This window comes from Halomonas sp. JS92-SW72, from assembly GCF_003547075.1.
Lineage (GTDB): Bacteria > Pseudomonadota > Gammaproteobacteria > Pseudomonadales > Halomonadaceae > Halomonas > Halomonas alkalicola.
The window spans coordinates 2,493,939-2,518,315 of the sequence record NZ_CP032147.1 but is presented as its reverse complement, the minus strand read 5'-3'; the positions used below and the strand labels follow the sequence as shown (position 1 = coordinate 2,518,315).

At 70.0% G+C, this 24,377-nt stretch carries 20 protein-coding genes; 10 read left to right on the top strand and 10 right to left on the bottom strand.

What is annotated here, in order from left to right:
* Positions 1-52 precede the first annotated feature (52 nt).
* The 3 genes from D1793_RS11780 (at position 53) to D1793_RS11770 (ending at position 3,073) form a co-directional block, all read left to right on the top strand.
* A complete protein-coding gene (locus D1793_RS11780) occupies positions 53-1,069 on the top strand; it encodes a fumarylacetoacetate hydrolase family protein (RefSeq protein ID WP_119022346.1) in 1,017 nt (338 codons plus the stop codon).
* A 27-nt stretch (positions 1,070-1,096) separates the two neighbouring features.
* Positions 1,097-1,741 carry a maleylacetoacetate isomerase gene (gene maiA / locus D1793_RS11775; RefSeq protein WP_119022345.1) on the top strand — a complete coding sequence of 215 codons (645 nt, stop codon included), beginning with the start codon at positions 1,097-1,099 and terminating at the stop codon, positions 1,739-1,741.
* A 114-nt stretch (positions 1,742-1,855) separates the two neighbouring features.
* Positions 1,856-3,073 carry a multidrug effflux MFS transporter gene (locus D1793_RS11770; protein ID WP_119022344.1) on the top strand — a complete coding sequence of 406 codons (1,218 nt, stop codon included), beginning with the start codon at positions 1,856-1,858 and terminating at the stop codon, positions 3,071-3,073.
* A gap of 104 nt (positions 3,074-3,177) precedes the next feature.
* Here D1793_RS11770 and D1793_RS11765 read toward each other — a convergent pair whose 3' ends face one another.
* On the bottom strand, positions 3,178-6,687 hold the full coding sequence (locus D1793_RS11765; protein WP_119023669.1) for an indolepyruvate ferredoxin oxidoreductase family protein: 3,510 nt from the start codon (positions 6,685-6,687) through the stop codon (positions 3,178-3,180).
* A 175-nt stretch (positions 6,688-6,862) separates the two neighbouring features.
* On the opposite strand from D1793_RS11765, the gene D1793_RS11760 reads away from it, so the two are divergent.
* Both D1793_RS11760 and D1793_RS11755 read left to right on the top strand, forming a co-directional pair.
* On the top strand, positions 6,863-7,333 hold the full coding sequence (locus D1793_RS11760; protein ID WP_119022343.1) for an Lrp/AsnC family transcriptional regulator: 471 nt from the start codon (positions 6,863-6,865) through the stop codon (positions 7,331-7,333).
* Between the two features lie 12 nt (positions 7,334-7,345).
* The gene (locus D1793_RS11755; protein ID WP_119022342.1) at positions 7,346-8,569 is read left to right on the top strand and encodes an MFS transporter; all 1,224 of its coding nucleotides are present in this window, start codon (positions 7,346-7,348) and stop codon (positions 8,567-8,569) included.
* Here the strand turns inward: D1793_RS11755 and D1793_RS11750 are convergent.
* Together D1793_RS11750 and D1793_RS11745 are read right to left on the bottom strand one after the other, a co-directional pair.
* The gene (locus D1793_RS11750) at positions 8,566-8,769 is read right to left on the bottom strand and encodes a hypothetical protein (RefSeq protein WP_119022341.1); all 204 of its coding nucleotides are present in this window, start codon (positions 8,767-8,769) and stop codon (positions 8,566-8,568) included. The two genes, D1793_RS11755 and D1793_RS11750, sit on opposite strands and share 4 nt — an antisense overlap.
* A gap of 2 nt (positions 8,770-8,771) precedes the next feature.
* Entirely contained in the window at positions 8,772-10,451 is a 1,680-nt protein-coding gene (locus D1793_RS11745; protein WP_119022340.1) for an FAD-dependent monooxygenase, read from the bottom strand.
* 147 nt (positions 10,452-10,598) lie between these two features.
* On the opposite strand from D1793_RS11745, the gene D1793_RS11740 reads away from it, so the two are divergent.
* Complete coding sequence (locus tag D1793_RS11740) at positions 10,599-11,375, top strand: helix-turn-helix transcriptional regulator (protein WP_240407661.1); 777 nt, start codon at positions 10,599-10,601, stop codon at positions 11,373-11,375.
* 93 nt (positions 11,376-11,468) lie between these two features.
* Here D1793_RS11740 and D1793_RS11735 read toward each other — a convergent pair whose 3' ends face one another.
* The 3 genes from D1793_RS11735 to D1793_RS11725 all read right to left on the bottom strand — a co-directional run bounded on the left by D1793_RS11735 (position 11,469) and on the right by D1793_RS11725 (position 15,417).
* The gene (locus D1793_RS11735; protein WP_119022339.1) at positions 11,469-12,509 is read right to left on the bottom strand and encodes a TAXI family TRAP transporter solute-binding subunit; all 1,041 of its coding nucleotides are present in this window, start codon (positions 12,507-12,509) and stop codon (positions 11,469-11,471) included.
* A gap of 52 nt (positions 12,510-12,561) precedes the next feature.
* Positions 12,562-14,451, bottom strand: coding sequence for a TRAP transporter fused permease subunit (locus D1793_RS11730; protein WP_119022338.1), 1,890 nt, complete (start codon positions 14,449-14,451; stop codon positions 12,562-12,564).
* Between the two features lie 171 nt (positions 14,452-14,622).
* The gene (locus D1793_RS11725; RefSeq protein WP_119022337.1) at positions 14,623-15,417 is read right to left on the bottom strand and encodes a helix-turn-helix domain-containing protein; all 795 of its coding nucleotides are present in this window, start codon (positions 15,415-15,417) and stop codon (positions 14,623-14,625) included.
* A gap of 125 nt (positions 15,418-15,542) precedes the next feature.
* Here D1793_RS11725 and D1793_RS11720 point away from each other — a divergent pair, with 125 nt between their 5' ends.
* Positions 15,543-17,126, top strand: a complete 1,584-nt coding sequence (locus tag D1793_RS11720) for an alkaline phosphatase family protein (RefSeq protein WP_119022336.1) — start codon at positions 15,543-15,545, stop codon at positions 17,124-17,126.
* 108 nt (positions 17,127-17,234) lie between these two features.
* Here the strand turns inward: D1793_RS11720 and D1793_RS11715 are convergent, their stop codons facing one another.
* From D1793_RS11715 to D1793_RS11705, 3 genes are all read right to left on the bottom strand, one after another.
* Entirely contained in the window at positions 17,235-17,666 is a 432-nt protein-coding gene (locus D1793_RS11715; RefSeq protein ID WP_119022335.1) for a hypothetical protein, read from the bottom strand.
* Positions 17,667-17,762: 96 nt separating this feature from the next.
* Positions 17,763-18,833: a TRAP transporter substrate-binding protein gene (locus D1793_RS11710; RefSeq protein ID WP_119022334.1), complete on the bottom strand. Its 1,071-nt coding sequence runs from the start codon at positions 18,831-18,833 to the stop codon at positions 17,763-17,765.
* Positions 18,834-18,890: 57 nt separating this feature from the next.
* Positions 18,891-21,242, bottom strand: coding sequence for a cytochrome P450/oxidoreductase (locus tag D1793_RS11705; protein ID WP_119022333.1), 2,352 nt, complete (start codon positions 21,240-21,242; stop codon positions 18,891-18,893).
* A gap of 197 nt (positions 21,243-21,439) precedes the next feature.
* Between D1793_RS11705 and D1793_RS11700 the strand changes: the two genes are divergently transcribed.
* From D1793_RS11700 to D1793_RS11690, 3 genes are all read left to right on the top strand, one after another.
* Positions 21,440-22,135 (top strand): helix-turn-helix domain-containing protein, encoded by a 696-nt coding sequence (locus D1793_RS11700; protein ID WP_119022332.1) that lies wholly within the window; start codon positions 21,440-21,442, stop codon positions 22,133-22,135.
* 63 nt (positions 22,136-22,198) lie between these two features.
* On the top strand, positions 22,199-23,227 hold the full coding sequence (gene pyrB / locus D1793_RS11695; RefSeq protein ID WP_119022331.1) for an aspartate carbamoyltransferase: 1,029 nt from the start codon (positions 22,199-22,201) through the stop codon (positions 23,225-23,227).
* Between the two features lie 65 nt (positions 23,228-23,292).
* Positions 23,293-23,922 (top strand): hypothetical protein, encoded by a 630-nt coding sequence (locus D1793_RS11690; protein ID WP_119022330.1) that lies wholly within the window; start codon positions 23,293-23,295, stop codon positions 23,920-23,922.
* 9 nt (positions 23,923-23,931) lie between these two features.
* On the opposite strand, the gene ruvX is transcribed toward D1793_RS11690, so the two are convergent.
* The gene (gene ruvX / locus D1793_RS11685) at positions 23,932-24,375 is read right to left on the bottom strand and encodes a Holliday junction resolvase RuvX (RefSeq protein ID WP_110069067.1); all 444 of its coding nucleotides are present in this window, start codon (positions 24,373-24,375) and stop codon (positions 23,932-23,934) included.
* Between the last annotated feature and the right edge of the window lie 2 nt (positions 24,376-24,377).

Genomic DNA, 24,377 nt, shown 5'->3' with positions numbered 1-24,377 from the left:
GACGACGGGGCCGCCACGCGGCCCCGCCCCCGACGACAAGGATTGAACGCCCATGAAACTGGCCACCCTCAAGAACGGACGCGACGGTGAACTGATCATCGTCTCCCGGGACCTCTCCCGCGGCGTCTCCGCCACCGACATCGCCGCCACCCTGCAGCAGGCGCTCGAGAACTGGGACGCCGTCAGCCCCAGGCTGGAGGCGCGCTACGCCGAGCTCAACGACGGCAGCGCCGAGGGCGCCTTCAGCCTGGATCAGGGCCAGCTGCACTCGCCGCTGCCGCGCAGCTATCACTGGGCCGACGGCTCCGCCTATCTCAACCACGTCAAGCTGGTGCGCCAGGCCCGCGGCGCCGAGCTGCCGGAGAGCTTCTGGAACGACCCGCTGATGTACCAGGGCGGCGGCGACAAGTTTCTCGCCCCCACCGAGGAGATCGAGGCGATCAGCGAGGAGCACGGCATCGACTTCGAGGGCGAGATCGCGGTGATCACCGACGACGTGCCCATGGGCGTCACCCCGGAGCAGGCCGCTGGCCACATCAAGCTGATCATGCTGGTCAACGACGTCAGCCTGCGCGGCCTGATTCCCGGCGAGCTGGCCAAGGGCTTCGGCTTCTTCCAGGCCAAGCCGGCCTCGAGCTTCTCGCCGATCTGCGTCACTCCCGACGAGCTGGGCGACGCCTGGCAGGGTGGCAAGGTCCATCTGCCGCTGACCGTGCATCTCAACGGCGAGAAGTTCGGCGAGCCGGAGGCCGGCCCCGACATGATCTTCGGTTTCCCCGAGCTGGTCGCCCATGCCGCCCGCACCCGCTACCTGGGCGCAGGCGCCATCATCGGCTCCGGCACCGTCTCCAACCCCGACCCCGACGGCGGCCCCGGCAAGCCGATCGTCGACGGCGGCGTGGGCTACAGCTGCCTGGCCGAGGTGCGCATGGTGGAGCAGATCCTGCACGGCGCGGCCAAGACGCCCTTCCTGCGCTTCGGCGACCGGGTGCGTATCGAGATGTTCGACCGTGCCGGCAACAGCATCTTCGGCGCCATCGACCAGCAGGTGGTCAAGTACCAGCCCTGACGTCTCGAACCCAGCAAGGAGTGCCCCATGACCACGCTCTACGGCTACTTCCGCTCCTCGGCCGCCTACCGGGTGCGCATCGCCCTGAACCTCAAGGGCCTGGCCCATGACCAGGTCCCGGTCAACCTGGTCAAGGGCGAGCAGCGCGGCGAGGCCAACCTCGCCCGCCACCCCCTGGGGCTGGTGCCGTCGCTCGAGACCGACGAGGGGGTGACCCTCGTCCAGTCGCTGGCGATCTGCGAGTACCTGGACGAGGTGCATCCCGAGCCGGCGCTGCTGCCGGAAGACCCCGCCGGCCGCGCCCGGGTGCGCGCCCTGGCCCAGCTGGTCGCCTGCGAGATCCACCCGCTCAACAACCTGCGGGTGCTCAAGTACCTGGTGGGCGAGCTGGGGGCGGACGAGGCGGCCAAGCTGGCCTGGTACCGCCACTGGGTCGCCGAGGGCTTCCAGGCCCTGGAGGCGATGCTGACCCCCGAGGCGGGCAGCGGCGACTTCTGCCACGGCGACACCCCCACCCTGGCGGATCTCTGCCTGGTGCCCCAGGTGTTCAACGCCGAGCGCTTCGAGTGCGACCTCTCGCCCTACCCGAGGATCCGGCGCATCACCGAGCGCTGCCGCGCCCTGCCGGCCTTCGCCCAGGCCGCCCCGGGGGCGCAACCCGACGCCGGCTGATCTAGAATAAGCAGGCTAATGATAAGCGGGCGCCTCTCCGGCCGGAGAGGCGCCCGCCTCGCGTTCCCGAGCCTTTCCACGCTCCGAGAGGCCCCACAGCAGAAGGAACATCGGGTGCTGAAGCTGACCTCCCCCGCCACGGTGGCGACCCTGGCCGCGCTGACCGCGCTGGGCCCCCTGGCCACCGACATGTACCTGCCCGCCATGCCGGCCATGGCCGAGGCGCTGGGCACCGGCCCGGACCGGGTGCAGCTGACGCTGAGCCTCTACATGGCCGGCTTCGCCCTGGCCCAGCTGCTCTGCGGCCCGGTCTCGGATCGCTTCGGCCGCCGCCCGGTGATGATCGCCGGGATCGCCCTGTTCCTGGCGGCAAGCCTGCTCTGCGCCCTGGCACCGAACATCGAGTGGCTGCTGGTGGGCCGCTTCCTGCAGGCCTTCGGGGGCGCCGCCGGCCCGGTGCTGGGGCGCGCCGCGGTGCGCGACATCCACGGCCCCATCGAGGCGGGGCGCATCCTCTCCTACATGGCCAGCACCATGGCGCTGGCCCCGGCCCTGGCCCCGGTGGTGGGGGCGGGGCTGCTGCTATTCTTCGGCTGGGAGTCGGTGTTCGTGGTGCTGGCGCTCTATGCCGCGGTGATGCTCGCCGTGCTGGTGCTGCTGCTGCCCGAACCGCTGCCCCGGGAGCGCCGCCAGTCGATCGCCCCGCGGGCGATACTGGCCAACTTCCGGCTGCTGCTGGGCCAGCGCGCCTTCATCGGCTATACGCTGGTCAACGCCGCGGCCTTCTCGGGGCTCTTCGCCTACCTCTCCGGCTCGTCCTTCGTGCTGATCGAGTACCTGGGCGTGTCGCCGACCCTCTACGGCGTGCTGTTCACGCTGATCGTGGCGGGCTTCTTCGCCGGCACCCTGGTCAGCGGCCGCTACAGCCACCGCCTGGGCCGCGACCGGCTGATCACCCGGGGCACCCTGATCTGTGCGGCGGGAGGCGCGGCCATGGCCGGCCTGGCCCTCCTCGGCGTGCATGCCCCCTGGGCGGTGGTGGGCCCGCACATGGTGTTCATGCTGGGGGTGGGCATCCTGATGCCCCAGACCATGGCCGGCGCCCTGGCACCCAATGCGCAGTGCGCCGGCGCGGCCTCGTCGCTGTTCGGCTTCCTGCAGATGACCATCGCCGCGGTGGTGGGCGGCCTGGTGGGCCAGTTCCACGACGGCAGCACGCGCACCCTGGCCCTGACCATCGGCCTGATGGGGCTGCTGTCGCTGGCGAGCCACCTGCTGCTGGTGCGCCGCCGCGCCGAGTCGGCCGAGCGCTGCCCGGCCGGCGAGGGCTGAGGGCAGGCACAGGGGCGAGCCTCGCCCGGCAGGCCGCACGCGCAGGGGCCACCAGGCAGAAGGCCACGCGATGCGTGGCCTTCTGCGTTTCCGGTGCGATGCCGTCAGGCGGCCTCGGCGGCGATGGTCACCGGCCTCCCCTCACGCAGCTCCTCGAGCAGCCGCGCGCGGCGCGCGGCGGCCTTCTCCGCCGCCGCCTCGCGCACCGGGCCGAAGCCGCGGATCTCCTCCGGCAGTTTGGCCAGCGCCAGGGCGGTGGCGTGGGTGCCGGCGTCCAGGCGCGTCACCAGCTCGTCGAGCAGCGCCTCGTACTCCGCCAGCAGGCGGCGATCCAGCTTGCGATCGGCGCTGAAGCGGAAGGGGTCGAAGGGGCCGTTGCGCAGGCCGCGCAGCCGGGCCAGCCCCTTCATCGCCTTGAGCATCCAGGGCCCGAAGCGGCGCTTCACCGGGCGGCCGCGGGCATCCTTGCGGCCGGCCAGCAGCGGCGGCGCCAGGTGGAAGCTGAGCCGGTAGTCGCCGCCGAAGGTGGCCTCGAGCTCGGCGAGGAAGTCGCTCTCGGTGTAGAGGCGCGCCACCTCGTACTCGTCCTTGCAGGCCATCAGCCGGTAGAGCTGGGTGGCCACCGCCTGGGTCAGCGCCTCGCCGGCACCGAGGCGCGCCTCGGCCTCGCGCACCCGGGCCACCTTCTGCAGATAGCGCTCGGCATAGGCACCGTCCTGATAGCGTGTCAGCCTCCGCGCGTGGCGGGCGATCACCTCGTCGAGGCTGGCGTCGGCGGCCAGGGGCGCATCGTCCAGGCGACGCTGCAGGGTCTCCGGCTCCACCGCCGCCAGGCGGCCCCAGGCGAAGGCGCGCAGGTTCTTCTCGATGGCCACGCCGTTGAGCTCGATGGAGCGCTTGAGCGCCGCCTCGCCCACCGGCAGCAGGCCCTGCTGCCAGGCGAAGCCGAGCATCATGACGTTGGAGAAGACGGTATCCCCCAGCAGCTGCTCCGCCAGGCGGTTGGCGTCCAGGGTGGCGAAGTTGGCCGCGCCCACGGCGTCGCGCAGCAGGCCCAGGCGCTGGTCCGCCTGCATGTCGGCATCGCGGTAGAGCACGTGGTCGGCGGTGGCCAGCTCGGCCAGGTTGGCCACCACCCGCGTGGTATCGGCCTTGAGCACGTCGAGGGCCTTCCGCGAGCTCGCCACCACCATGTCGCAGGCGATCACGGCGTCGGCCTGGCCCGCCTCGATGCGCACCTGGTGGAGATCGGCGGGAGCGGGGGCGAGGCGCACATAGCTCAGCACGGTGCCGCCCTTCTGGGCGAAGCCCATGAAGTCCAGCACGCTGGTGCCGCGCCCCTCCAGGTGGGCGGCCATGGTGATCAGCTGCCCCACGGTGACCACGCCGGTGCCGCCGACGCCGCCCACCAGCAGGTCATAGGGTCGGGTGAGCAGCGGGGCCTGGGGCAGCGGCAGCGCTTCCACCCGGCGCCAGAAGGCCTCGTCCACGGCCACCCCCTGGCCCTTGCGCAGCTCACCCCCCTCCACGGTGACGAAACTGGGGCAGAAGCCGCCCACGCAGGACATATCCTTGTTGCAGGAGGACTGGTCGATCTTGCGCTTGCGGCCGAGCTCCGTTTCGCGAGGCACCACCGAGAGGCAGTTGGACTGCACCGAGCAGTCGCCGCACCCCTCGCAGACGTGATGGTTGATGAAGACCCGCTTGGCCGGGTCCTCCATCAGGCCGCGCTTGCGGCGGCGGCGCTTCTCGGCGGCGCACACCTGGTCATAGATCAGCACGCTGCAGCCGGGGATCTCGCGCAGCTCCCGCTGCAGGGCGTCCATCTCGTCGCGGTGGTGGAAGGTCACGCCCTTCGGGAACTGGCCCCGGTGGCCGCGATACTTTTCGGGCTCGTCGCTGACCACCGCGATGCGCTTTACCCCCTCGGCGGCGGAGCTCTGGGCGATCATCGGCACGGTGATCTGGCCGTCCACCGGCTGGCCGCCGGTCATCGCCACGGCGTCGTTGAAGAGCACCTTGTAGGTGATGTTGACCCCGGCGGCCACCGCCTGGCGGACCGCCATGGAGCCGGAGTGGAACCAGGTGCCCTCGCCCAGGTTCTGGAACACGTGGCCGTTACCGGTGAAGCGGCTCTTGCCCACCCAGTTGACCCCCTCGCCGCCCATCTGGATCAGCGATTCGGTGTTGCGCCCCATCCAGGAGGCCATGAAGTGGCAGCCGATGCCGGCCAGCGCCTTGCTGCCCTCCGGCACCCTGGTGGAGCTGTTGTGGGGGCAGCCGGAGCAGAAGTAGGGCAGGCGGCGCACGCCGCGAAGCTCGCGTGCCTCGGCGCGGCAGCGGTCCAGCTTGGCGAGGCGCGCGGAGAGGTCAATGCCGAAGAAGCGCTCGAGCCGTTCGGCCACGTAGCCGGCCAGCAGCCGCGGGCTCAGCTCGCCCACATAGGGGATCAGCGGTCGGCCCGCCTCGTCCTGCTTGCCGGTGATCAGCACCTCGCCGGGGCGGTCCGGCTCGGACATGTACTCCTTGATCTGGCTCTCGATGATCCCGCGCTTCTCCTCGATGACCAGCACCTCCTGCTTGGGGTGCACGAACTCGAGGATGCCGCGGCGGTGCAGCGGCCACACCATGCCCACCTTGTAGAGCTCCACCCCCAGCTCGCGCAGCTCCCTCTCGCCGAGCCCCAGCAGGCGCAGCGCCTCCATCAGGTCCAGGTGCCCCTTGCCGGTGGTGACGATGCCGAAGCGCGCCTCCTCGTTGGCATAGAGGCGCCGGTCGATGGGGTTGGCGGTGGCGAAGGCCTGCACCGCCGCCAGCTTGTGCTCGATGCGGGCCTCCAGCTGGGGCCCGGGCAGGTCCGGCCAGCGGTAATGAAGGCCATCCAGCGGCGGCGTGAACTCCGGGGGCTCGAACTCGGGCAGCGGCGTGGCCTCGAGGGAGGCGCCGCTCTCCACCGTCTCGGAGACCGCCTTGAAGCCGACCCAGCAGCCCGAGAAGCGCGACAGGGCATAGCCCCACAGGCCGAACGCCTCGTATTCGGCCAGGGACGCCGGGTTCACGACCGGCATGAACCAGGCCATGAAGGCCACGTCGGACTGGTGGGGCATGGAGGAGGAGACGCAGCCGTGATCGTCGCCGGCCACCACCAGCACGCCGCCGTTGGGGGAGCTGCCGTAGGCGTTGCCGTGCTTCAGGGCATCGCCGGCGCGATCGACGCCGGGCCCCTTGCCGTACCAGAGGCCGAAGACCCCCTCGACCTGCCGGTCCGGGTCGGTCTCCACCTGCTGGCAGCCGAGCATCATGGTGGCCGCCAGGTCCTCGTTGATGGCCGGCACGAACTCGATGTTGGCCTCGGCCAGGGGCTCCCTGGCCTGCCACAGGGCCTGGTCGACGCCGCCCAGGGGCGAACCGCGGTAGCCGCTGATCAGGCCCGCGGTATGACGGCCGTCGCGGCGGTCCAGGGCGGCCTGGCGCAGGGCGATGCGCACCAGCGCCTGGGTGCCGGTGAGGAAGATGCGCCCGGTGTCGCGGGTATAGCGGTCGGCCAGGGTATAGTCGTCGAGAGCGCCGTCGAGGGCATCGCCCGGGACGACGGCGGGGGTGTGAGCGTTCATGGTCGCCACCTCGGTCAAGGGTTCGTTATCGTTGTATGCTGCGAAGTCTAGACCCGATGGCGATAAAGGTGCTTTCGAAATCAACCGGTTAAGCACTACTATATGAGACAAACTTTCTTTTTTATTCTGGAAAGGAAATGATCTTTCCTATAACGACAAGACGTGAAATGCCCCCATGCAAGACGACCAGCTCGACGGCCACGATCGCCGCATCCTGAAGGTGCTCCAGCGGCAGGGCCGCATCACCAACCAGGAACTCGCCGAACAGATCGGCCTCTCCCCCGCGGCCTGCTGGCGTCGGGTCAAGGCGCTGGAGGCCAGCGGCGTGATCAAGCGCTTCGCCGCCCTGGTGGACCCGGCCCGGGTCGGCCAGCCGCTCTGCGCCCTGGTGATGATCACCCTGCGCCGCCACAGCATCGACAGCACCACCGACTTCGAGGAGCGGGTCACCCAGTACCCGGAGGTGCTGCAGTGCTACGCCACCACCGGCAACGCCGACTTCGTGCTGCGGGTGGTGATCGAGGACATGGCCGCCTACGATCGTTTTCTCAACGAGAAACTCTTCACCCTGCCGGGCATCTCCCAGGTCCACTCCAACTTCGTGCTGCGCGCGATCAAGGACGAGACCGCCATTCCCATGCCCTGACCCGGACACCCCATGCCCTCCACGAACACCCGCATGATCCTGCTGCTGGCCCTGGCCGGCTTTGCCAGCATGGCCTCCATGCGCATCAGCGACGCCATGCTGCCGGCGCTTTCCCAGGCCTTCGAACGGCCGGTGGCGGACGTGGCCCAGAACATCACCGTCTTCGCCATCGCCTACGGCCTGATGCAGCTCTGCTATGGCCCGCTGGGGGATCGCTACGGCACCCTGCGGGTGATCGGCCTGGCCACCCTGGCCTGCGCCCTGGGCGCCATCGGCTCGGCGCTGGCCGGCTCGCTCTCCTCCCTGCTGCTGTTCCGCACCCTGAGCGGCGCCACCGCCGCGGCGATCATCCCGCTCTCCATGGCCTGGGTCGGCAACAGCGTCGACTACGCGGCGCGCCAGGTGACCCTGGCCCACATGCTCTCGGGGGCGGTGATGGGGCTGATCACCGGCCAGGTGATGGGCGGACTGCTCGCCGACACCCTGGGCTGGCAGGCCGCCTTCCTGGTGCTGGCGCTGCTCTTCCTGCTGGCCGGGGGGCTCTTGACCGGCGCCGTGCTGCGCGAGCCGACGCTGGCACCGCCGGGGCAGGCCAGCGGCGGCGTCGCCTTCCTGGCGCGGCTCAGCGGTGTGCTGGCTATCCCCCGCGCCCGGCAGATCCTTGCACTGGTGTTCCTGGAGGGGATCGCCGCCTTCGGCGCGCTGGCCTTCGCGGCGAGCCACCTGCACGAACGGCTCGGGGTCTCGCTGACCATGGCGGGGCTGCTGGTGGCGCTGTTCGGGGTCGGCGGGCTGCTCTTCGCTGCCCTGGCCAGGCCGCTGGTGGCAAGGCTCGGGGAGACCGGGCTGGCCGCCCTCGGCGGCCTGCTGATGGGAGCCGGCTTCTGCCTGGTGGCACTGGCGCCGGGGGCCGTGGGCGCCGCCGCCGGCGCCTTCGCCGCCGGGCTCGGCTTCTACATGATGCACAGCACCCTGCAGACCAACGCCACCCAGATGGCCCCCGCCGCCCGCGGCACCGCCATGGCGGTGTTCGCCGGCTGCCTGTTCCTCGGCCAGTCGGTGGGGGTCAGCCTGGGCGCCCTGGTGCTGCGCCTGGCCGGCAGCGGCGTGCTGCTGGCGCTGGCCGGCGCCTGGCTGCTGGTGCTGGGGCTGGTGTTTGCCCGCCAGCTGCGGGGCTGGAAAGCGGAATCCGGCGCCGAGGCGCCGGGGCCGGTAGAAGCGTCGAAGAACGCCTAGCCCTGGTCGATGGTGGCGCCTTCCCGGGCCTCCTCGATGGCCGCCATCACCTGGTCGACATCGGGCACGCGATGGGCCAGGGCCAGCGCCAGCTGGGCCAGGAAGTGGCTCTCGTCGGCCTCCGGCAGCGCATCCAGGGTGGTGGCCAGGCGCTCGTAGACCCGTTCGAGGTCGGCGAAGGGCAGCGTCGGTGTGGTCATGATCATTCTCCTCCCAGGGTGGACGTCAGGGCCGCCTCGAGGGCGGTGGGGTCGAGGCGTTTCCAGCGAGCCGTCACGTGGCGGTCGGGGCGTGCCAGGTAGGCGCTGCCGGGCTCGGCGCCATAGCCGGCGAACAGACTGCCATCCACGTCGACCAGGGTCTGGGCATCCGCCGGCGAACGCGCCACCCGCAGCAGGGTGAGGTCGTGACCCCGGGCCTGCAGGCTGTCGAGGCTCTCCCGCAGGGCAGGTTCGACGCGCCCATCCTCGCTGAAGTGCAGCAGGGTGAAGCCGGTGCCGAGGTGGTCGAGCAGGAAGTCGTCGTCGCCCAGGCGGCGATTGATCAGCGGCGCCCCGGGCACCGGGCCGGCGGAGAAGGCCGGGTCGTCGGCCAGGGTCAGCGGGCTCTCGGCGTAGGTGTAGGGGGTCACCTGGCGGGGGTTGGCGAAGCCGCTGGCGTAGTCGTTGTGGAAGGCCAGCGCCAGGGCGGCGTTGCGCATCAGCCGGTAGCCGCGGGTCGGCGGGGTCATGAAGCGGGTGCTCTTGCCGGCGTTGGCGAAGACGTCCAGGGTGGCACCGCGCCGCTCCGGGCTGTAGCTGTCCAGCAGGGCGTCCGGGGCCTGGCCCTTGAGCACCCAGGCGAGCTTCCAGCCGGCGTTGGCGGCATCGGCCAAGCCGTTGTTGAGGCCGCGCACGCCGAAGATCGGCACCAGGTGGGCGCTGTCGCCGATGAACAGCACCCTGCCATGTCGATAATCATCGAGGGCCAACGTGTAGGCCTTGTAGAGGCTCCACCACTCCAGCTCCCACTCATCGCTCTCGTGCATCACCTCGCGGATGATCAGGCTCACCTTCTCGCGGATGCTGGCCTCCTCCACCGCCTGCTCCGGGTCCTCGTCGGGACCGAGCTGGTAGTCGATGCGCCAGATATCATCGGGCTGCCGGTGCACCAGGATGGTGGCGTCGGGCAGCGCCTTCGAGTGGAAGAAGGCGCGACGCTCGGTGGGGAAGTCGGACTTGAGGCGCACGTCGGCGATCACGTAGCGGCCCTCGTAGGCCTGGCCATGCAGGGAGAGCCCCAGCGACTCGCGCAGGCGGCTGCGCCCGCCGTCGGCGGCCAGCAGGTAGTCGCAGGCCAGCGCGTACTCCCCCTCGGGGGTGGTCACCCGGAGGGTCACGCCATCGGCATCCTGGCTCACGCCGGTGACCGCGCTCTGCCAGCGCAACTCGATCAGGTCGCTCGCCTGGGCCTTGTCGATCAGGAACTGCTCGATGTACTGCTGCTGCAGGTTGACCATCGGGGCGTAGCGCTCCTGGTCGGAGTGCGGCATGCGAAAGCGATAGATCTCGCGGTCGCGGAAGTAGGTGCGCCCCTGGGTCCAGCCCAGCCCCTTCGCCGTGAAGGGCGCATCGACGCCGAGCTGCTGGAGGAGCTCCAGGCTGTGGCGGGAGATGCAGATGGCCCGGGAGCCGTCGTTGACGGTGGCCTTGTCGTCCAGCACCACCGAGGCGATGCCGTGGCGGGCCAGCTCCAGGGCGGCGGTCACCCCCACCGGACCGGCACCGACGATGGCCACCCGGTGGCGCACCGCCTGGCCCGCGAGCTCGGGAGGACGCACGAAGGGGAAATGCGGATAATCGAAGTAGAGCGAATCGGTCTCTGAGCGTCCGGCGGGTCGCATGGCCTCTCTCCTGTCACGGTTGGGCGCTGTTGTCTGACGAGATAGCTGTCTGACGGCAGCCTATCCCCGGGCCGAACCGCCGATTGTCCCGGCAAAGAGGGGACAGAAACCCCACGCCCTGCGACGAAGGTGGCACTCCTGGCAACGTTGACCTCGACAGGCGCCTCCCCCGACTGGCCCGCCCTGCTGGCGGCCACGGCCGAGTGCGTGGCCCACCTGGGCACGCCGCGCTTCGAGGCGGCGCTGATCGCCCTGCTGCACCGGGGAGCCGGCATCGAACAGTGCATCCTCTTCGCCTATGGCGAGGGCGACAGGATGGAGACGCGGCTGGTGGACAACTCGCGCTTCCCGAAGGTCGCCGGACGCCTCGCCGCCCTCTATGCCGGCGGGCTCTTCCGCCAGGATCCCCACTATCCCCGGCTGTGCCAGCTGCTGGCGGAGGGCAGCGACGAGGCCCCGGGAGAGCTTGCGCCGATGCAGACCGAGACGATGTCGCCGGCCTACCGCCGCCACCTCTTCGCCTTTCCCGATCTCGCCGACAAGGTCTCGCTGCTGATTCCCGCGGGCCCCGTCGTCTACTACCTCAACCTCTACCGGGACCTCGGCCGGGGACGCTTCCGCTCAGGCGAGCTGGCGACCCTCGGCGCCCTGATGCCCCTGCTGGCCAGCCTGATCCGCCGCCACTACCGCCAGGCGCGCCCCGCCGCCCTGCCCGCAAGCCCCGAGGAGGCCGCGGCGCTGGCGCCGCTCTCCGCCCGCGAGCGCCAGCTCTGCCTCTTTCTTCTGCGCGGCCACACCCTCAAGACCGCCGCCGCTGCGCTCGATGTCGCCCTCTCCACCGCCGAGACCTATCGCAAGCGCGCCTACGCCAAGCTGGGGGTGCGCTCCAAGGCGGCGCTGGTGGGGCTGTGTCGGCGGGGGTAGCACGGTGCTGGCGGCATCCCATAAGGCGCTGCCCCCTGACAAGGCAGGGGGCAGCAGGTTGAAGGAGAGCGGGTTGTTAATGAGCCGGGCGCCTCAGTCGCGCCCGGCGAGCGCCTCCTCCGGGATCTCCAGGCCGATCTCGCGATAGTAGCGCTCGGCGCCGGGGTGCAGCGGCGTGTTGATGTCGACGAAGACGTCATCGAGGGTGATGTTCCTGAGCAGCGGAATCTGCCCGGCTCGCGCCTCCAGCCCCTCCCAGAAGGCCCGCGTCATGTCATAGATCGCCTCTTCGGCGACGTCCTTGTGGGTCACCAGGCCCACGGTCACGCCGACGGTGCGGATGTCGCCCTCGGTCACCTGATTGTCGCCATAGACCCCGGCGGGGATCTCCCCGAGGCGGAAGCCGGGCCGTTGCAGTACCGGCTGCATGGCGGGGTCATCCAGCTTGTCGTCGGGAATGCCCAGCAGGCGAATCTTGTTGGTCAGGGTGATCTGCGAGATCGCGGGGCTCGGCGGCAGGGTCGGGTTGAAGTAGACGTCGATATGGCCGTCCTGGAAGCTCTGGGACGCGGCATCCCAGCCCAGGCTGACGACCCGGTAGTCCTCTTCGGCCTTGAGGCCGGTCATCCCCTCGATATAGAGCCGAGCCGTCTGATAGGCGGCACCTCCCGGAGGCCCCAGGAAGACCCGCTTGCCCGCGATGTCGTCGAAGCTCTCGATGCCGGAGTCCGCGAAGGTCGAGACGTGGTAGAAGCCCATCGGGAAGTTGAAGACGGTACGCAGGTTGTCTGCCAGGGCCCCGACGCCGCGCACCTCGCTGTAGGGGCCGGTCTCGGTGGCCATCATGTGGTAGAGGTTGGGCGACGACATGAAGAAGTGCGAACGCCCCTGGGCCGTCTCGACGGCATGGCGTGTGGCAGCCCCGGTAGCGTTGACCTGGATGTTGTAGCCCTCGACCTGGTCATTGACGATGGTGGCGAAGGTATTCATCACGATGTAGGGCGAGGTTCCGGGGCCCAGCGTCGACATGCGCAGGTTCTCGGCCGCCAGGGCGGCCCCGCTGGCCAGCAGCGCGCCGCCGACCAGGCCGGCGCAGAGGGTGAGCTTGAGATCGGACGTGGTGAGATGGCGCATTATTGTTCTCCGGTCGACAGGGTGGGGCGACCCGCGGGTGGCCCCGGGGGGTTCACAGGGAAAGCGAGGTCAGGTGGCCGAACCGCCCGCTCTTGCGCAGTCGATAGAGCGTTTCGGCCAGCACGGCGAGCGTCAGCACGCCGATCTGCAGGTAGAGGCCGGGCAGCACCAGCAGGATGGCGCCCAGCATGCCGGCGATGGCCCACAGGTGGCCGCGGCCGGCGAAGAGTGCCAGCATCCAGATGGCCGCCCCGAGCCGCAGCAGGGCCCAGACGAACTCGCCCAGGGCGAAGTCGGTGATCAGCAGCAGCGACGGGCTGTAGACGAAGGCGAAGGGCACCAGGAAGCCCATCAGGGCCAGGCGCACCGCAGTGACGCTGATGCCCATGGGGTTGGCATCGGCGATCGAGGAGGCGGCGTAGCCGGCCAGGGCCACCGGCGGCGTAATCGCCGACATCACCGCGAAGTAGACCACGAACATGTGGGCGGCGATGGTCGGCACCCCCAGGGCCTCCACGGCGGGCCCCATCACCAGGATGATGATCAGGTAGGCCGGCACGGTCGGCATGCCCATGCCCAGCATCAGGCAGGCCATCGCCATTACAATCAGCGACATCAGCAGCGAGCCGTCGGAGAGCGCCTGGGCGGCCGAGGCGAAGCGCAGCCCCAGCCCGGTCAGGTTCATGACGCCCACCACGATGCCCACGGCAGCCACGGCCACCAGGATCTTGGCGCTGGCCGAAGCCGCGCCGGTCACGGCGACCTGCATCGCCCTGAGCGAGCGTGCCTCACGGTTGAGCAGCAGGCCCAGACCCAGCGCCACGGCGATGGCCATGAAACCGGCCCGGGCCGGCGAGCTGCCCAGCATCAGCATGCCGATGATCAGCCCCAGCGGCACCACGAAGGTGCTCAGCATCAGCCAGTCGCGACCCTCCATGCGCGGCAGCAGCGTGTGGTCAGGACGCTCGATGTTCAGCCGCTTGGCCTCCACCGAGATGCAGGCGAACAGGCTGCCGTAATAGAGCAGGGCCGGAATCAGTGCCGCCAGGCAGATGTAGAGATAGGGAATGCCGGTGAGGTCGGCCATGATGAAGGCCACCGCCCCCATGATCGGCGGCATGATCTGCCCACCGCTGGAGGCCGAGGCCTCCACGGCTCCGGCGAAGCGCCCCGAGAAGCCGGTGCGCTTGATCATCGGAATGGTCACCACCCCGGTGCCGACCACATTGGCCACCGCGCTGCCGGAGACCGAGCCGAACAGCGCGCTGGCCAGCACCGCGGCATGGGCCGCTCCGCCGCGCAGCCAACCCAGCCCGCGCATGGCCAGCTTGAGCAGCACATCCCCCGCCCCGAGGGCTTCCAGCAGGGTGCCGAAGATGATGAAGACGATGATGGTGCCGACCACCACGGCCAGCGGGCGACCGAAGACCCCGTCGAAGCTGTACCAGAGGGTCAACATCAGGCTGTCCATATCCACCCCGGAGTGACTCAGCATGCCCCCCAGATGCTGGCCGAACAGGGCATAGCCGATTGCCACCAGGCAGACCAGCACCAGTGGCAGGCCCACGGCGCGGCGGGCCATCTCCAGTACCACGACCAGGGCGCCGACACCCAGCACCACGTCGATGGGCACCAGGAAGTAGAGGCCGAACTCCAGCATGCTGGCGATCATGGCATAGCGCACCAGGGCCGCCACGAAGAGGGCCGTGAGGGTCAGGTCAAGCAGCAGCCGCGCCAGATGGCGGGTGGTGCTGGGCCGGGTCAGCAGCAGCAGGATACCGATCCCCAGGCCTCCGACACGCACCAGGGTCTCGTTGTAGATGCCGAAGCGAGCCGTGTAGAGCGCGCCGGCGACCAGGATCACGGCGAAGAGAAGAAACAGGGCCTGACGCAGGCGGCTTGCCGCCAGGAACAGCCAGGGCGGGCGTTCAGTGAGTGTCATCGGGGTAGCTCCTTCATCCAGTCATCGGGCTGGACGCATTGTTGTCCCGCTGACTCTAGGGGCGGGCGTGGCTCTCGCCCATAGGCTTTTTTCACCAAGTGAAAGCAATGACGCACCAAACCAGGCCATTGTGACCAAAGTCGCATCTCCCCTGGCGATTCAGGGGCGGCGTCAGTAGAGCTGATGGGCCTCGAAGGCAGCGGCAAGGGCCGTCGCGCTCTCGCTGAGCTTGGCGGCAAAGCGGGCCTCGACCTCCTCCTCGGCATGCGCCGACTTCACCCACACCAGGCTGAGGCAGGCCTGCACGTCTCCCATCACGACCACGGGTACCGCAATCGCGTCGAACTCCTCCTCGCTGGCCGACGGCAGCGGGAAGAGGCTCGGATCCCGCTGGGCATACCCCAGCCGCTGGACCCGCTCGCGAAGCCGTCGAATGTAGGCCACATCGCCGGCCAGGCGCCCCTCTTCACCGCCCTGCTGCCTGAGCCGGGCGAGGATCGCATCGAGCCGACGCTCGTCGCAGAATCCCAGGTAGGCACGCCCCATGGCCGACTTCAGCATGCTGGGGCGATAGCCGACCACTTCCCGGTTGAGGACGATGGCGGTGCGCCGTCGCGAGGTCTCGACGATCGCCATCCCCTGGCCGTCGTAGATGGCAATGTCCGAGGGCCAGACAAGCGCCTCCTGAAGCCGCTCCAGAAAGGGAGCCGCCACCTGGGCAATGGCATCGTGGACGCTGACGTGCTCGCCCAGATCGTGCAGGCGGTAGGTCAGGCGATAGCGCTTGTCACCCATACCCCGGTAGACCCACCCCTCCTGTTCCAGAGTGGCGAGGATGCGCAGGATGGTGGCGCGGTCGATACCGGTGGCGTGGTGAAGCTCACCCAGGCTGACGGGCCCGCTGGCGCTGTCGATGGCGTTGACCACGGCCAGGCCGCGGGCCAGGGCACGAATCTGCTTGGTCATGGCCGTCTCTCTTTTCACATGGTGAAATAGTCGATTGCCTGCCTTGGCCTGTCAATGAAAGTCTCACCGCAAGACCTCCGGGCGATGCCCGTTCTTCTTCGGTAGACGATTCAGGCGGTGACCCCATGCGCAAGGACAAGCCCAATATCCTGTTCATCATGGCCGACCAGCTGCGGGCCGATTATCTCGCCTGCAATGGCCATCCCACCATCCGCACCCCCAACATCGACGCCCTGGCCAGCCAAGGCGTGAACTTTACACGGGCCTACTGCCAGGCCCCCGTGTGCGGCCCCTCGCGAATGTCGTTCTACACCGGCCGCTACGCCATCAGCCATGGCGCCAGCTACAACAACGTGCCGCTGCGCGTCGACGAGCGCACCCTGGGGGACCATCTGCGCCCCGCGGGCTACCGGGTTGCTCTGGTGGGCAAGACCCATATGCGTCGCGACATCGAGGGCATGGCGCGGCTGGGTATCGACCCGGACACCTCACGTGGCGTGCTGGTCAGCCAGTGCGGCTTCGAGCCCTTCGAGCGCGACGACGGCCTGCACCCCGACCAGTCCGCCGACCCGGATCTGCCCTACAACCGCTACCTGCGCGAGCAGGGGTACGAAGGTGACAACCCCTGGCACAGCGCCGCCAACTCGGCACAGGGCGAGAACGGCGAGCCGCTCAGCGGCTGGTACATGCGGCATGCCCACCTGCCGGCGCGGGTGCGAGAGGAGCATTCCGAGACCGCCTATACCACCCATCGCGCCATGGATTTCATCGACGAGGCCGGCGACACCCCCTGGTGCCTGCACCTTAGCTACATCAAGCCCCACTGGCCCTATCTGGCCCCGGCCCCCTACCACAACATGTACGGTATACAGGATATTCTCCCGGCGGCCCGCAGCGACCTGGAGCGCGAGCGGCCCCACCCGGTACTGGGCGCCTTCATGCAGCATCCCGAATCCCGAGAGTTCTCCCGCGACGAGGTGCGTGAGCGGGTGATTCCCACCTACATGGGCCTGATCACCCAGCTGGATGACCATATCGGTCGGCTGATGACCTTCCTGGAGACGCGCGGCCAGCTGGACAACACCCTGATCGTGCTGACCTCGGACCATGGCGACTATCTGGGCGACCACTGGCTGGGGGAAAAGGAGATGTTCCACGAGCCGAGCGTGCGCATTCCGATGATCGTGGTCGACCCGCGTCGCGAGGCCGACAGCACCCGAGGCAGCCGCTCCGAGCAGCTGGTGGAGGCCATCGACCTGGTGCCCACCTTCGTCGATGCCGCCGGAGGCGACAGCCGAGCGCTCGATCATGTCCTGGAGGGGCGCTCACTGCTGCCGCTGGTCAGCGGCAGCAAGGTGGAGCCGTGGCGTCGGTACGCCTTCAGCGAAGCCGACTACGCCTGGCGGCCGGCCCGGAAGGAGCTGGGACTGGCTCCCGACGAAGCCAGGGCCTTCATGGTGACGGATGGCCGCTGGAAATCTGTGCACTACCAGCACCACCGCCCCCAACTGTTCGACCTTGCCACTGACCCCCAGGAGCTGACCGATCTGGCCGGCGAGTCCTGCCACGCCGAGACCCTCGAGCGACTCGAGAAGGCCCTCCAGGGCTGGGCGCTGGAACGTAGGCATCGCATCACGGTCAGCAACCAGCGGGTCTCTGAGGCCACAGGATCGGCCCACAAGCGGGGCTATCTGTTCGGCGTCTGGTAAGGACCTAGGGGAAACGCGCTGGAAACAGGACGGGCCCTCGACCAATCCGGTCGAGGGCCCGCTGTCATTGCACTATCAGCGACATCAGGACGAAGCTGCCGTGACGGCTCAGCCCTGGGCGCGGCGCTCGAAGGCCTCGGCGTTGGGGCAGAAGCCGCGGCACTCCTCGACCTCGGCGCCGGCACGCATGGCCTGCCAGCAGTGGCCCACCACGGGGCAGGCGTTGCAGGTGTCACGCAGGGCGCCGTAGCCCGGCTGGGCGGCCAGCTCGGCATCCTGCAGGCCGAAGCGCTGCATCATCACCGGCATCAGGGTCTTCGCCGGCACGAAGGTGGCCGGCTGACCCGCCCCCAACTGCCGGGCCATCTCGCGCTCGAAGCCACGCTCCAGAGGGGAGTCGAGGTCGGTCAGCAGCTTCTGGTAGGTCGTGCCCGCCTCGTGCTGGACGTCACGCACCAGCTGAGGGGTGGAGGCGGCGTAGCAGCGCTCGGTCAGGCGTTCCCACCAGGATGAGGGGCGAGTGGTCTGGGCAGTGGCCATGGTGATGCTCCCGTCAGGTGATCGTGTGTCTGGGCTCAGTATCGACCCGCGGGAGCCTCGCTGCCTTGACCGAGGTCAAAATAGTTTCAAACGAAACTACCTCGGACTGTTGTCGACCACGTCCTCCGGCCCCATGCCGGGCTCCTCGGCCGCCAGCGCCAGCTGCTCGCGGAAGTAGGCCAGCGCCCCGCTGCCGTCCACGTCGTGGCGGGCCGCCTGGGCCACCCACTGGTCGGGCAGGTCGGCGGCCATGGCCTTGAAGCGCTCCACCTCGGCCTCGGGCAGCTCGATGAAGGTGTTGCCCTGCTCCCGGGCGAACTCCACGCCGCGCACGTCCACCACGTCCATCATGTAGCCGAACAGCCGCGAGAGCCGCTCGCCGGAGACCGAGGCGATGGCCTCGCGGTCCTCGTCCGAGAGCGACGCCCAGGTGTCGGGATTCATCACCAGGGAGAAGCTGCCACGGTAGAAACCGCCGGGCATGTCCACCGTGTAGGGCAGCACCTCGGCGAGGCGGAAGCTGCGCAGCCCCTCCAGGGTCAGCATGGCGCCGTCGATGACGCCCTGGGTAGCCGCCTCGTAGGTGCCGCCGGGCGGCAGGGCCACGCCGCTCAGCGAGAGCGCACTGGAGATGTCGGCCATGATGCCCCCGCCGATGCGGACGCGCTTGTTGGCCAGGTCGTCCAGGCCATCGATGCCCTCCCTCAGGAAGAGCGCCCCCGGGCCATGCACGCCCAGCCCGATCAGCTCGACGCCGCGATGCTCCCGCGCCGCGGCGAGGTACTCGTGATGGGTACGCCAGTAGGCCACCGAGGCCGCCTCGGAGGAGAACTCCTCGAAGGTGGGCAGCTCCGGCAGCTTGGTCAGCTCGAAGCGCCCCGGCATCAGGCCGTGGAAGAGCCAGGTGGCATCGGCCACGCCGTCGGCGATCAGGTCCATCTGGGCGCCGGGCGGCCCCATGTCATGCACCACGTTGACGGTGACGCGCCCCTCGGTGGCCTCTTCCACCCAGGCCGCCCAGGTGGGCCAGACGATGGTGTTGACGCCGTGGTTGGGGCCGGCCCAGGTGCTGACCTGGAGCTCGGTGGCCAGGGCCTGGGCGGAGAGCGAGAGCGCGCCCAGGCCCAGCAGGGCGGAGGCGGCGGTCAGGGTCACCAGCTTTTTCATTGTTGGTTTTCCTTGTGGTGGGTGTGGTTGGCGTACCAGTCATCGGGATGCCGGGGCCTAAAGCCCCAGCACCAGTCGCTTGCCCTTGGCGCGAGAACAGCAGCTCATGAGGCGGCCCTGTCCCTCACGCTCCGAGGCGGTGAGCACCTTGTCGCGGTGGTCGATCTCGCCGTCGAGCACGGCCACCTCGCAGCTGCCGCAGAGCCCCTCCTCGCAGTCGCTGGGCACGTCGATGCCCGCGGCGCGCAGGGTCTGCAGCAGGGTGCGGTCCCGCGGCACCGAAAGGGTCAGGTCGGAGTCGGCCAGCACCACCTCGAAGGCCTGCTCGCGCTCGGGGTCCAGGGCCGTGCCCTCGGCGGAGAAGTGCTCCACGTGCAGGCTGCCCTCGGGCCAGTGGGCGGTGCCCTCGGCGAGGGCGTCGAGCAGCCGCTCGGGGCCGCAGGCGTAGATCAGCTGCCCCTGCCGCGGCTCGGCGAGCAGCGCCGCGAGGTCGAGTCGCACCCCCTCGGCCCCGGGATAGAGGCGCAGGGCCGCGCCGTGGTCGCGCTCGAGTCGCGCCAGGAAGGCCATGGTGTCGCGGCCGCGGCCGGCATAGTGGAGCTCGTAGGGCTTGCCCAGCGCCTTGAGCCGGTCGGCCATGGCGATGATCGGCGTGATGCCGATGCCGCCGGCGATCAACAGGTAGCCCTCGGCGCCCTCGTCCAGGCGGAAGTGATTGCGCGGGCCGCGCACGTGCAGCTCGACGCCCTCGCGGACGGCCTCGTGCACCCAGCGGGAGCCGCCGCGCCCCTCGGGCTCGCACAGCACGGCGAGGCGCCACTCGCCGCTGTCGGCCGGGCCACACAGCGAATACTTGCGTGATTCGCCGCTCGGCAGCACCAGGTCCAGGTGGGCGCCGGGAGACCAGGCGGGCAGCCGGCCGCCGGCCGGGTCGACCAGGGTCACACCGAGGATGCCCTCGGCCTCGGGCGCGGCACGGGCGACGCTGACCCGGCGCACGATGGCGCGGCTCTCGGGAGCGCCGATCGGGAAGTCGCGCTGGGCGGTGCGCAGCGCCGGGTCGCGGCGTTCGGGGTTCTGCGCCGGGTCCCAGCGTACCCAGAGCGCCTCCGGGCCGCGGAAGGAGGTGTTGGGCAGGAAGCTGAACTCCTGCGCCTCGAGCTCGAGGTGGGGCAGTCGACGGGTGAACTCCTCGAGGAAGATGCGCATCTCCAGGCGCCCGAGGTTCTTGCCCATGCACTGGTGGCTGCCGTAGCCGAAGGTCAGGTGGTCCACGGCGTTGTCGCGGTAGATGTCGAGCTCGTCGGGATTCTCGAAGTGGCGCGGGTCGTGGTTGGCCGAGGCGGTGACCATCAGGATCCTGCCGCCCTCGGGAATGGTCACGCCCCCCACCTCCACCTCCCGGGTGGCGAGGCGGCGCCAGGCCACCACCGAGCCGGAGTGGCGCAGGCACTCCTCGGCGGCGGCGGGAATCAGCGCGGGGTTGGCGCACAGCTCGGCCCACACCGCCGGCCGCGAAAGCAGCTGGCGGAAGGCGTTGGCGGTGGCCAGCGCCGTTGTCTCATGGGCCGCCACGATGATCGCCATCATCATTGAGTGCAGGTAGCTGTCGGTGACGACGTCGGGCTTCTCGCGGTTCTTGGCGATCATGTCGTACATCCAGCCGTGGCCGTCCGAGCGCGCCTGCATCCGCCGCAGCACCTCGCCGGAGTACTGCCAGAACCGGCCGACCCCCTCGGCCACCTCCACCTGCTGCGCCGGCGAGGGACGCCCCCAGGTGTTGAGGGTGTGGGCCACCGAGAAGCGCCTGAGCTGCTCCATGTCCTCCTCAGGCACGCCGAGGAAGTGCAGCGCCACGGTCAGCGGCACCTCCCAGAACAGCTCGGCCACCAGGTCGGCGCGGCCGCGGTCGATGATGGCATCCAGCCGTTCGCGCACCAGGCGGCGCACCATGGGCGCATGGGCCTCCAGCGCCTCCGGGGTGAAGGCGTCCAGCAGCTCGCGGCGCCGCGCCATATGGGCCGGCTCGTCCTCGTTCACCAGGGTGCGGTGCATCCCGTAGTCGTAGCGCTTGAGCACCGCGAGGGCCTCGTCGCTCGACGGGGTGATCTTCTCCAGGGCGATGGAGGGCGAGAAGGTGAGGTTGTCGCGGAAGATCGCCTTGATGTCGTCGTAGCGGCTCACCACCCAGTAGCCGAGCCTGGGGCTCCAGAACACCGGCTCCTGATCCCGGGACCAGCGCAGCGCCTCGGCGGGATCGAGCTGGTAGGGACGGTCGAAGGGGTCGAAGGCCGCCGCCCGGGGGGATACCGGGCAGCCGTTCGGGGCGGGCTCGCCGGCGTGGTGACCGGCGCGGTGAAAGGGGCAGCCGCCCGCCTCGGCAGCGGGTTGGGTAGGGGCAGAGGTCATGCTGGGCTCCATCTGGACCGGTGCGGCGACGTCGCTTGTCGTGACTGGCCTTTGTCGTGACTGGCCTTTGTTTTACTTTTATCGCACACTTTGCTCTATTGAACGCACAATGCGAAAAATAGGCCCCTTTCCCGGCGACGTCAACCGCGCCTCCCGGGAGCGCAGCGGGGCCGCTCACGACGCCCAGGAGGTCGCCCATGTCCACCACCCTGCAGACCCTCGACCGCGGCCTGAACGCCCTGGCGATCATCGCCGAGCAGACCGGCGGCCTGAGCGTGGCCGAGCTGGCCGAGCGCCTCGCGGTCCACCGCGCCATCGCCTATCGCATCGTCACCACCCTGGAGCAGCACGGCCTGGTGAATCGCGGCCGTGACGGCCTGCTGCGGCTCGGCGCCGGGATCAGCCTGCTGGCCTCGCGCTTCGAGCCCCAGCTGCGCGCCCTGGCCCAGCCGCGCCTCAAGGCACTGGCGGCCGCCACCCGGGCCACCGCCTTCCTCTCGGTGGCCCAGGGCGAGGAGGCCGTGGTGATCCTGGTGGCGGAGCCCGACGACGGGCTGCTGCGGGTCGGCTATCGGGTCGGCAGCCGCCATCCGCTCAGCCTGGGCGCGGCGGGCATCGCCATCCTCGCCGGACGCCCCGCCGAGACGGGCGAGGCCGAGGCCGTCACCCGGGCCCGCCGGGAGGGCTACAGCCTGACCCGGGGCCAGCTCCAGCGCGGCGCCGTGGGGGTGGCAAGCCCGATTCCCGCCGATCCGCGGCGCAGCGGGGTGGAGGCCTGCGTGGGGGTAGTGGCCATGGATGACCTGGACAGCGCCACCGCCATCGCCGAGGTGATGGCCGCCGCCCGGGCGCTGGCCGAGCTGGTGGCGCCCGCCGTCGCCGGGGCCGAGTGAAGCCGGCGCCGCGGCGGAGTACACTAGCGGCCGTCCACTCCCCCGCCAGCCGAGGCCGCGCCGATGAGTTCCCACCTGCTCTCCGTCGATTCCCTGACCCGTGACCATGTCGATCACCTGATGCGGGTCGCCGCCCGCATGGAGCCCATCGCCCAGCGGCGCCAGGTCACCCGCGTGCTGGAGGGGGCCGTGCTCGGCAACCTCTTCTTCGAGGCCAGCACCCGCACCCGGGTCAGCTTCAACGCGGCCTTCTGCCGGCTGGGCGGCAGCGTCTGCGACACCACCGGCTTCACCTTCTCCTCCATGGCCAAGGGCGAGTCGCTCTACGACACCAGCCGGGTGATGAGCGGCTACTGCGATGCCATCGTGATGCGCCACCCCGAGCTGGGCTCGGTGGCGGAGTTCGCCGCCGCCACCAACGTGCCGGTGATCAACGGCGGCGACGGCCCCGGCGAGCACCCCAGCCAGGCACTGCTCGACTTCTACACCATCGACAAGGAGTTCACCCGGCTGGGCAAGTCGCTGGCCGGCGCCCACGTGCTGATGACCGGCGACCTGAAGTTCGGCCGCACCGTGCACTCGCTGATCAAGCTGCTCTCCCTCTACGCACCGCTGCGCATCACCCTGGTGGCCCCGCCGGGGCTGGAGATGCCGAGCCACCTGATCGACCTGGTGGCCTCCCGCGGCCACCGCGTGGAGCAGCGCGACAGCCTGGCCAGCGACTTCGGCGACGTGGACGTGGTCTACACCACCCGCATCCAGAAGGAGCGCTTCACCGAGGAGATGAGCGAGGGCTTCAGCCTGTCGCGGGACTTCACCGTGGACCGCGCCTTCCTGGATGGCCGCTGCAACGACAGCACCATCGTCATGCACCCGCTGCCCCGGGACAGCCGCCCGGACGCCAACGACCTCGACGTGGACCTCAACGGTGACCCGCGCCTGGCGATCTTCCGCCAGACCGACAACGGCATCCCGGTGCGCATGGCGATCTTCGCCACCCTGCTGAAGGTGGATGAGCTGATCGAGCAGGAGCTGCGCCCGGTGCGCTGGTTCGTGCCGACCCGCGTGGGCGTTGACGACCGCGAGCTCTGACGGGAGGCGCTTCGGCGCGCTTCGCCTATGCTTGATGTCTGACATCAGCCTGCGAGGAGAGACCCATGAGCCTGCAACGCGCCTACCGCCTACTGGCGGTGTTCTACAGCCTGCTGCTGCTGATCGGGGCGATCGCCCTGCTGGCCGGCGGTGGGACCCCGCTGGCCATGGTGCACCTGGTGGTGGGCCTTGTGGCCGTGGCGGGGCTGTGGGGATACATCCTCAAGCGCGGGGTCATGGGGCCGCGGATGTGGCGGCCGCTGGCCGGGGTGCTCGCCGTGGGGGCGGTGGCACAGCTCTTCGTGCTGCTGTCGGTCTCCCTGGACGGCGTCACCATCACCTGGATGCTGACCAGCGCGGTCTTCGCGCTGCTGCTGGTGGTGATCCTCTACCGCTACGGCGACCGCGACCAGGCGATCTGGGCCACCCCCGAGGAGCTCGCGGCCGCGCGGCAGCTGGAGACGCTGCTGGAGGGGCAACCGCGGCTCGAGGCGCAGAAGCGCGAGGGCGACCGGGAGGCCAGCGTGCAGGTGGTGAAGGCGGGCGACGAGTACCGGGCCAGCGTGACGCGCCGGCGTGACGGCCAGCAGGAGCAGTTCGAGGAGCGCTTCCACCACCCCGCGACCCTGGTGTTCTTCCTGGAGAAGTTCGCCGGGCTCTCGGTGCAGGACTTCGATCGGGCCGACCCGGCCTGAGCCCGTCGCTCAGCGGCCGGGCAGCCCCTCCCGGGCGGCGAACCAGCGCTCGACGATCAGCACCGCGCTGATGCCGTCGACGCTCGCCTCCCGGTAGTTGCCGCGGTGGCCGCGTTCCCGGGCGATCACCTTGGCCTCGCCGGTGGAGCCGCGTTCGTCGACCATCTCGCAGGGCACCCCGAAACGGCCGAACAGGCGCTTGCCGAACTTGCGGGCGCGGGTGCTCATCAGCTGCTCCTCCCCCTCCGCGGTCAGCGGCAGCCCCACCACGAAGAGGTCGGGCCGCCACTCCTCCACCAGCCGGGCCACCTGCTGCCAGTCGGGGATGCCGTCCCGAGCCGGCAGGGGGTCGAGCTCGCGGGCGCTGGCCAGCAGCTCGTTGCCCACCGCCACGCCGATGCGCCGGGTGCCGAAGTCGAACCCCAGGATCAACCGCTCGCCTTCCCGTGCCATCA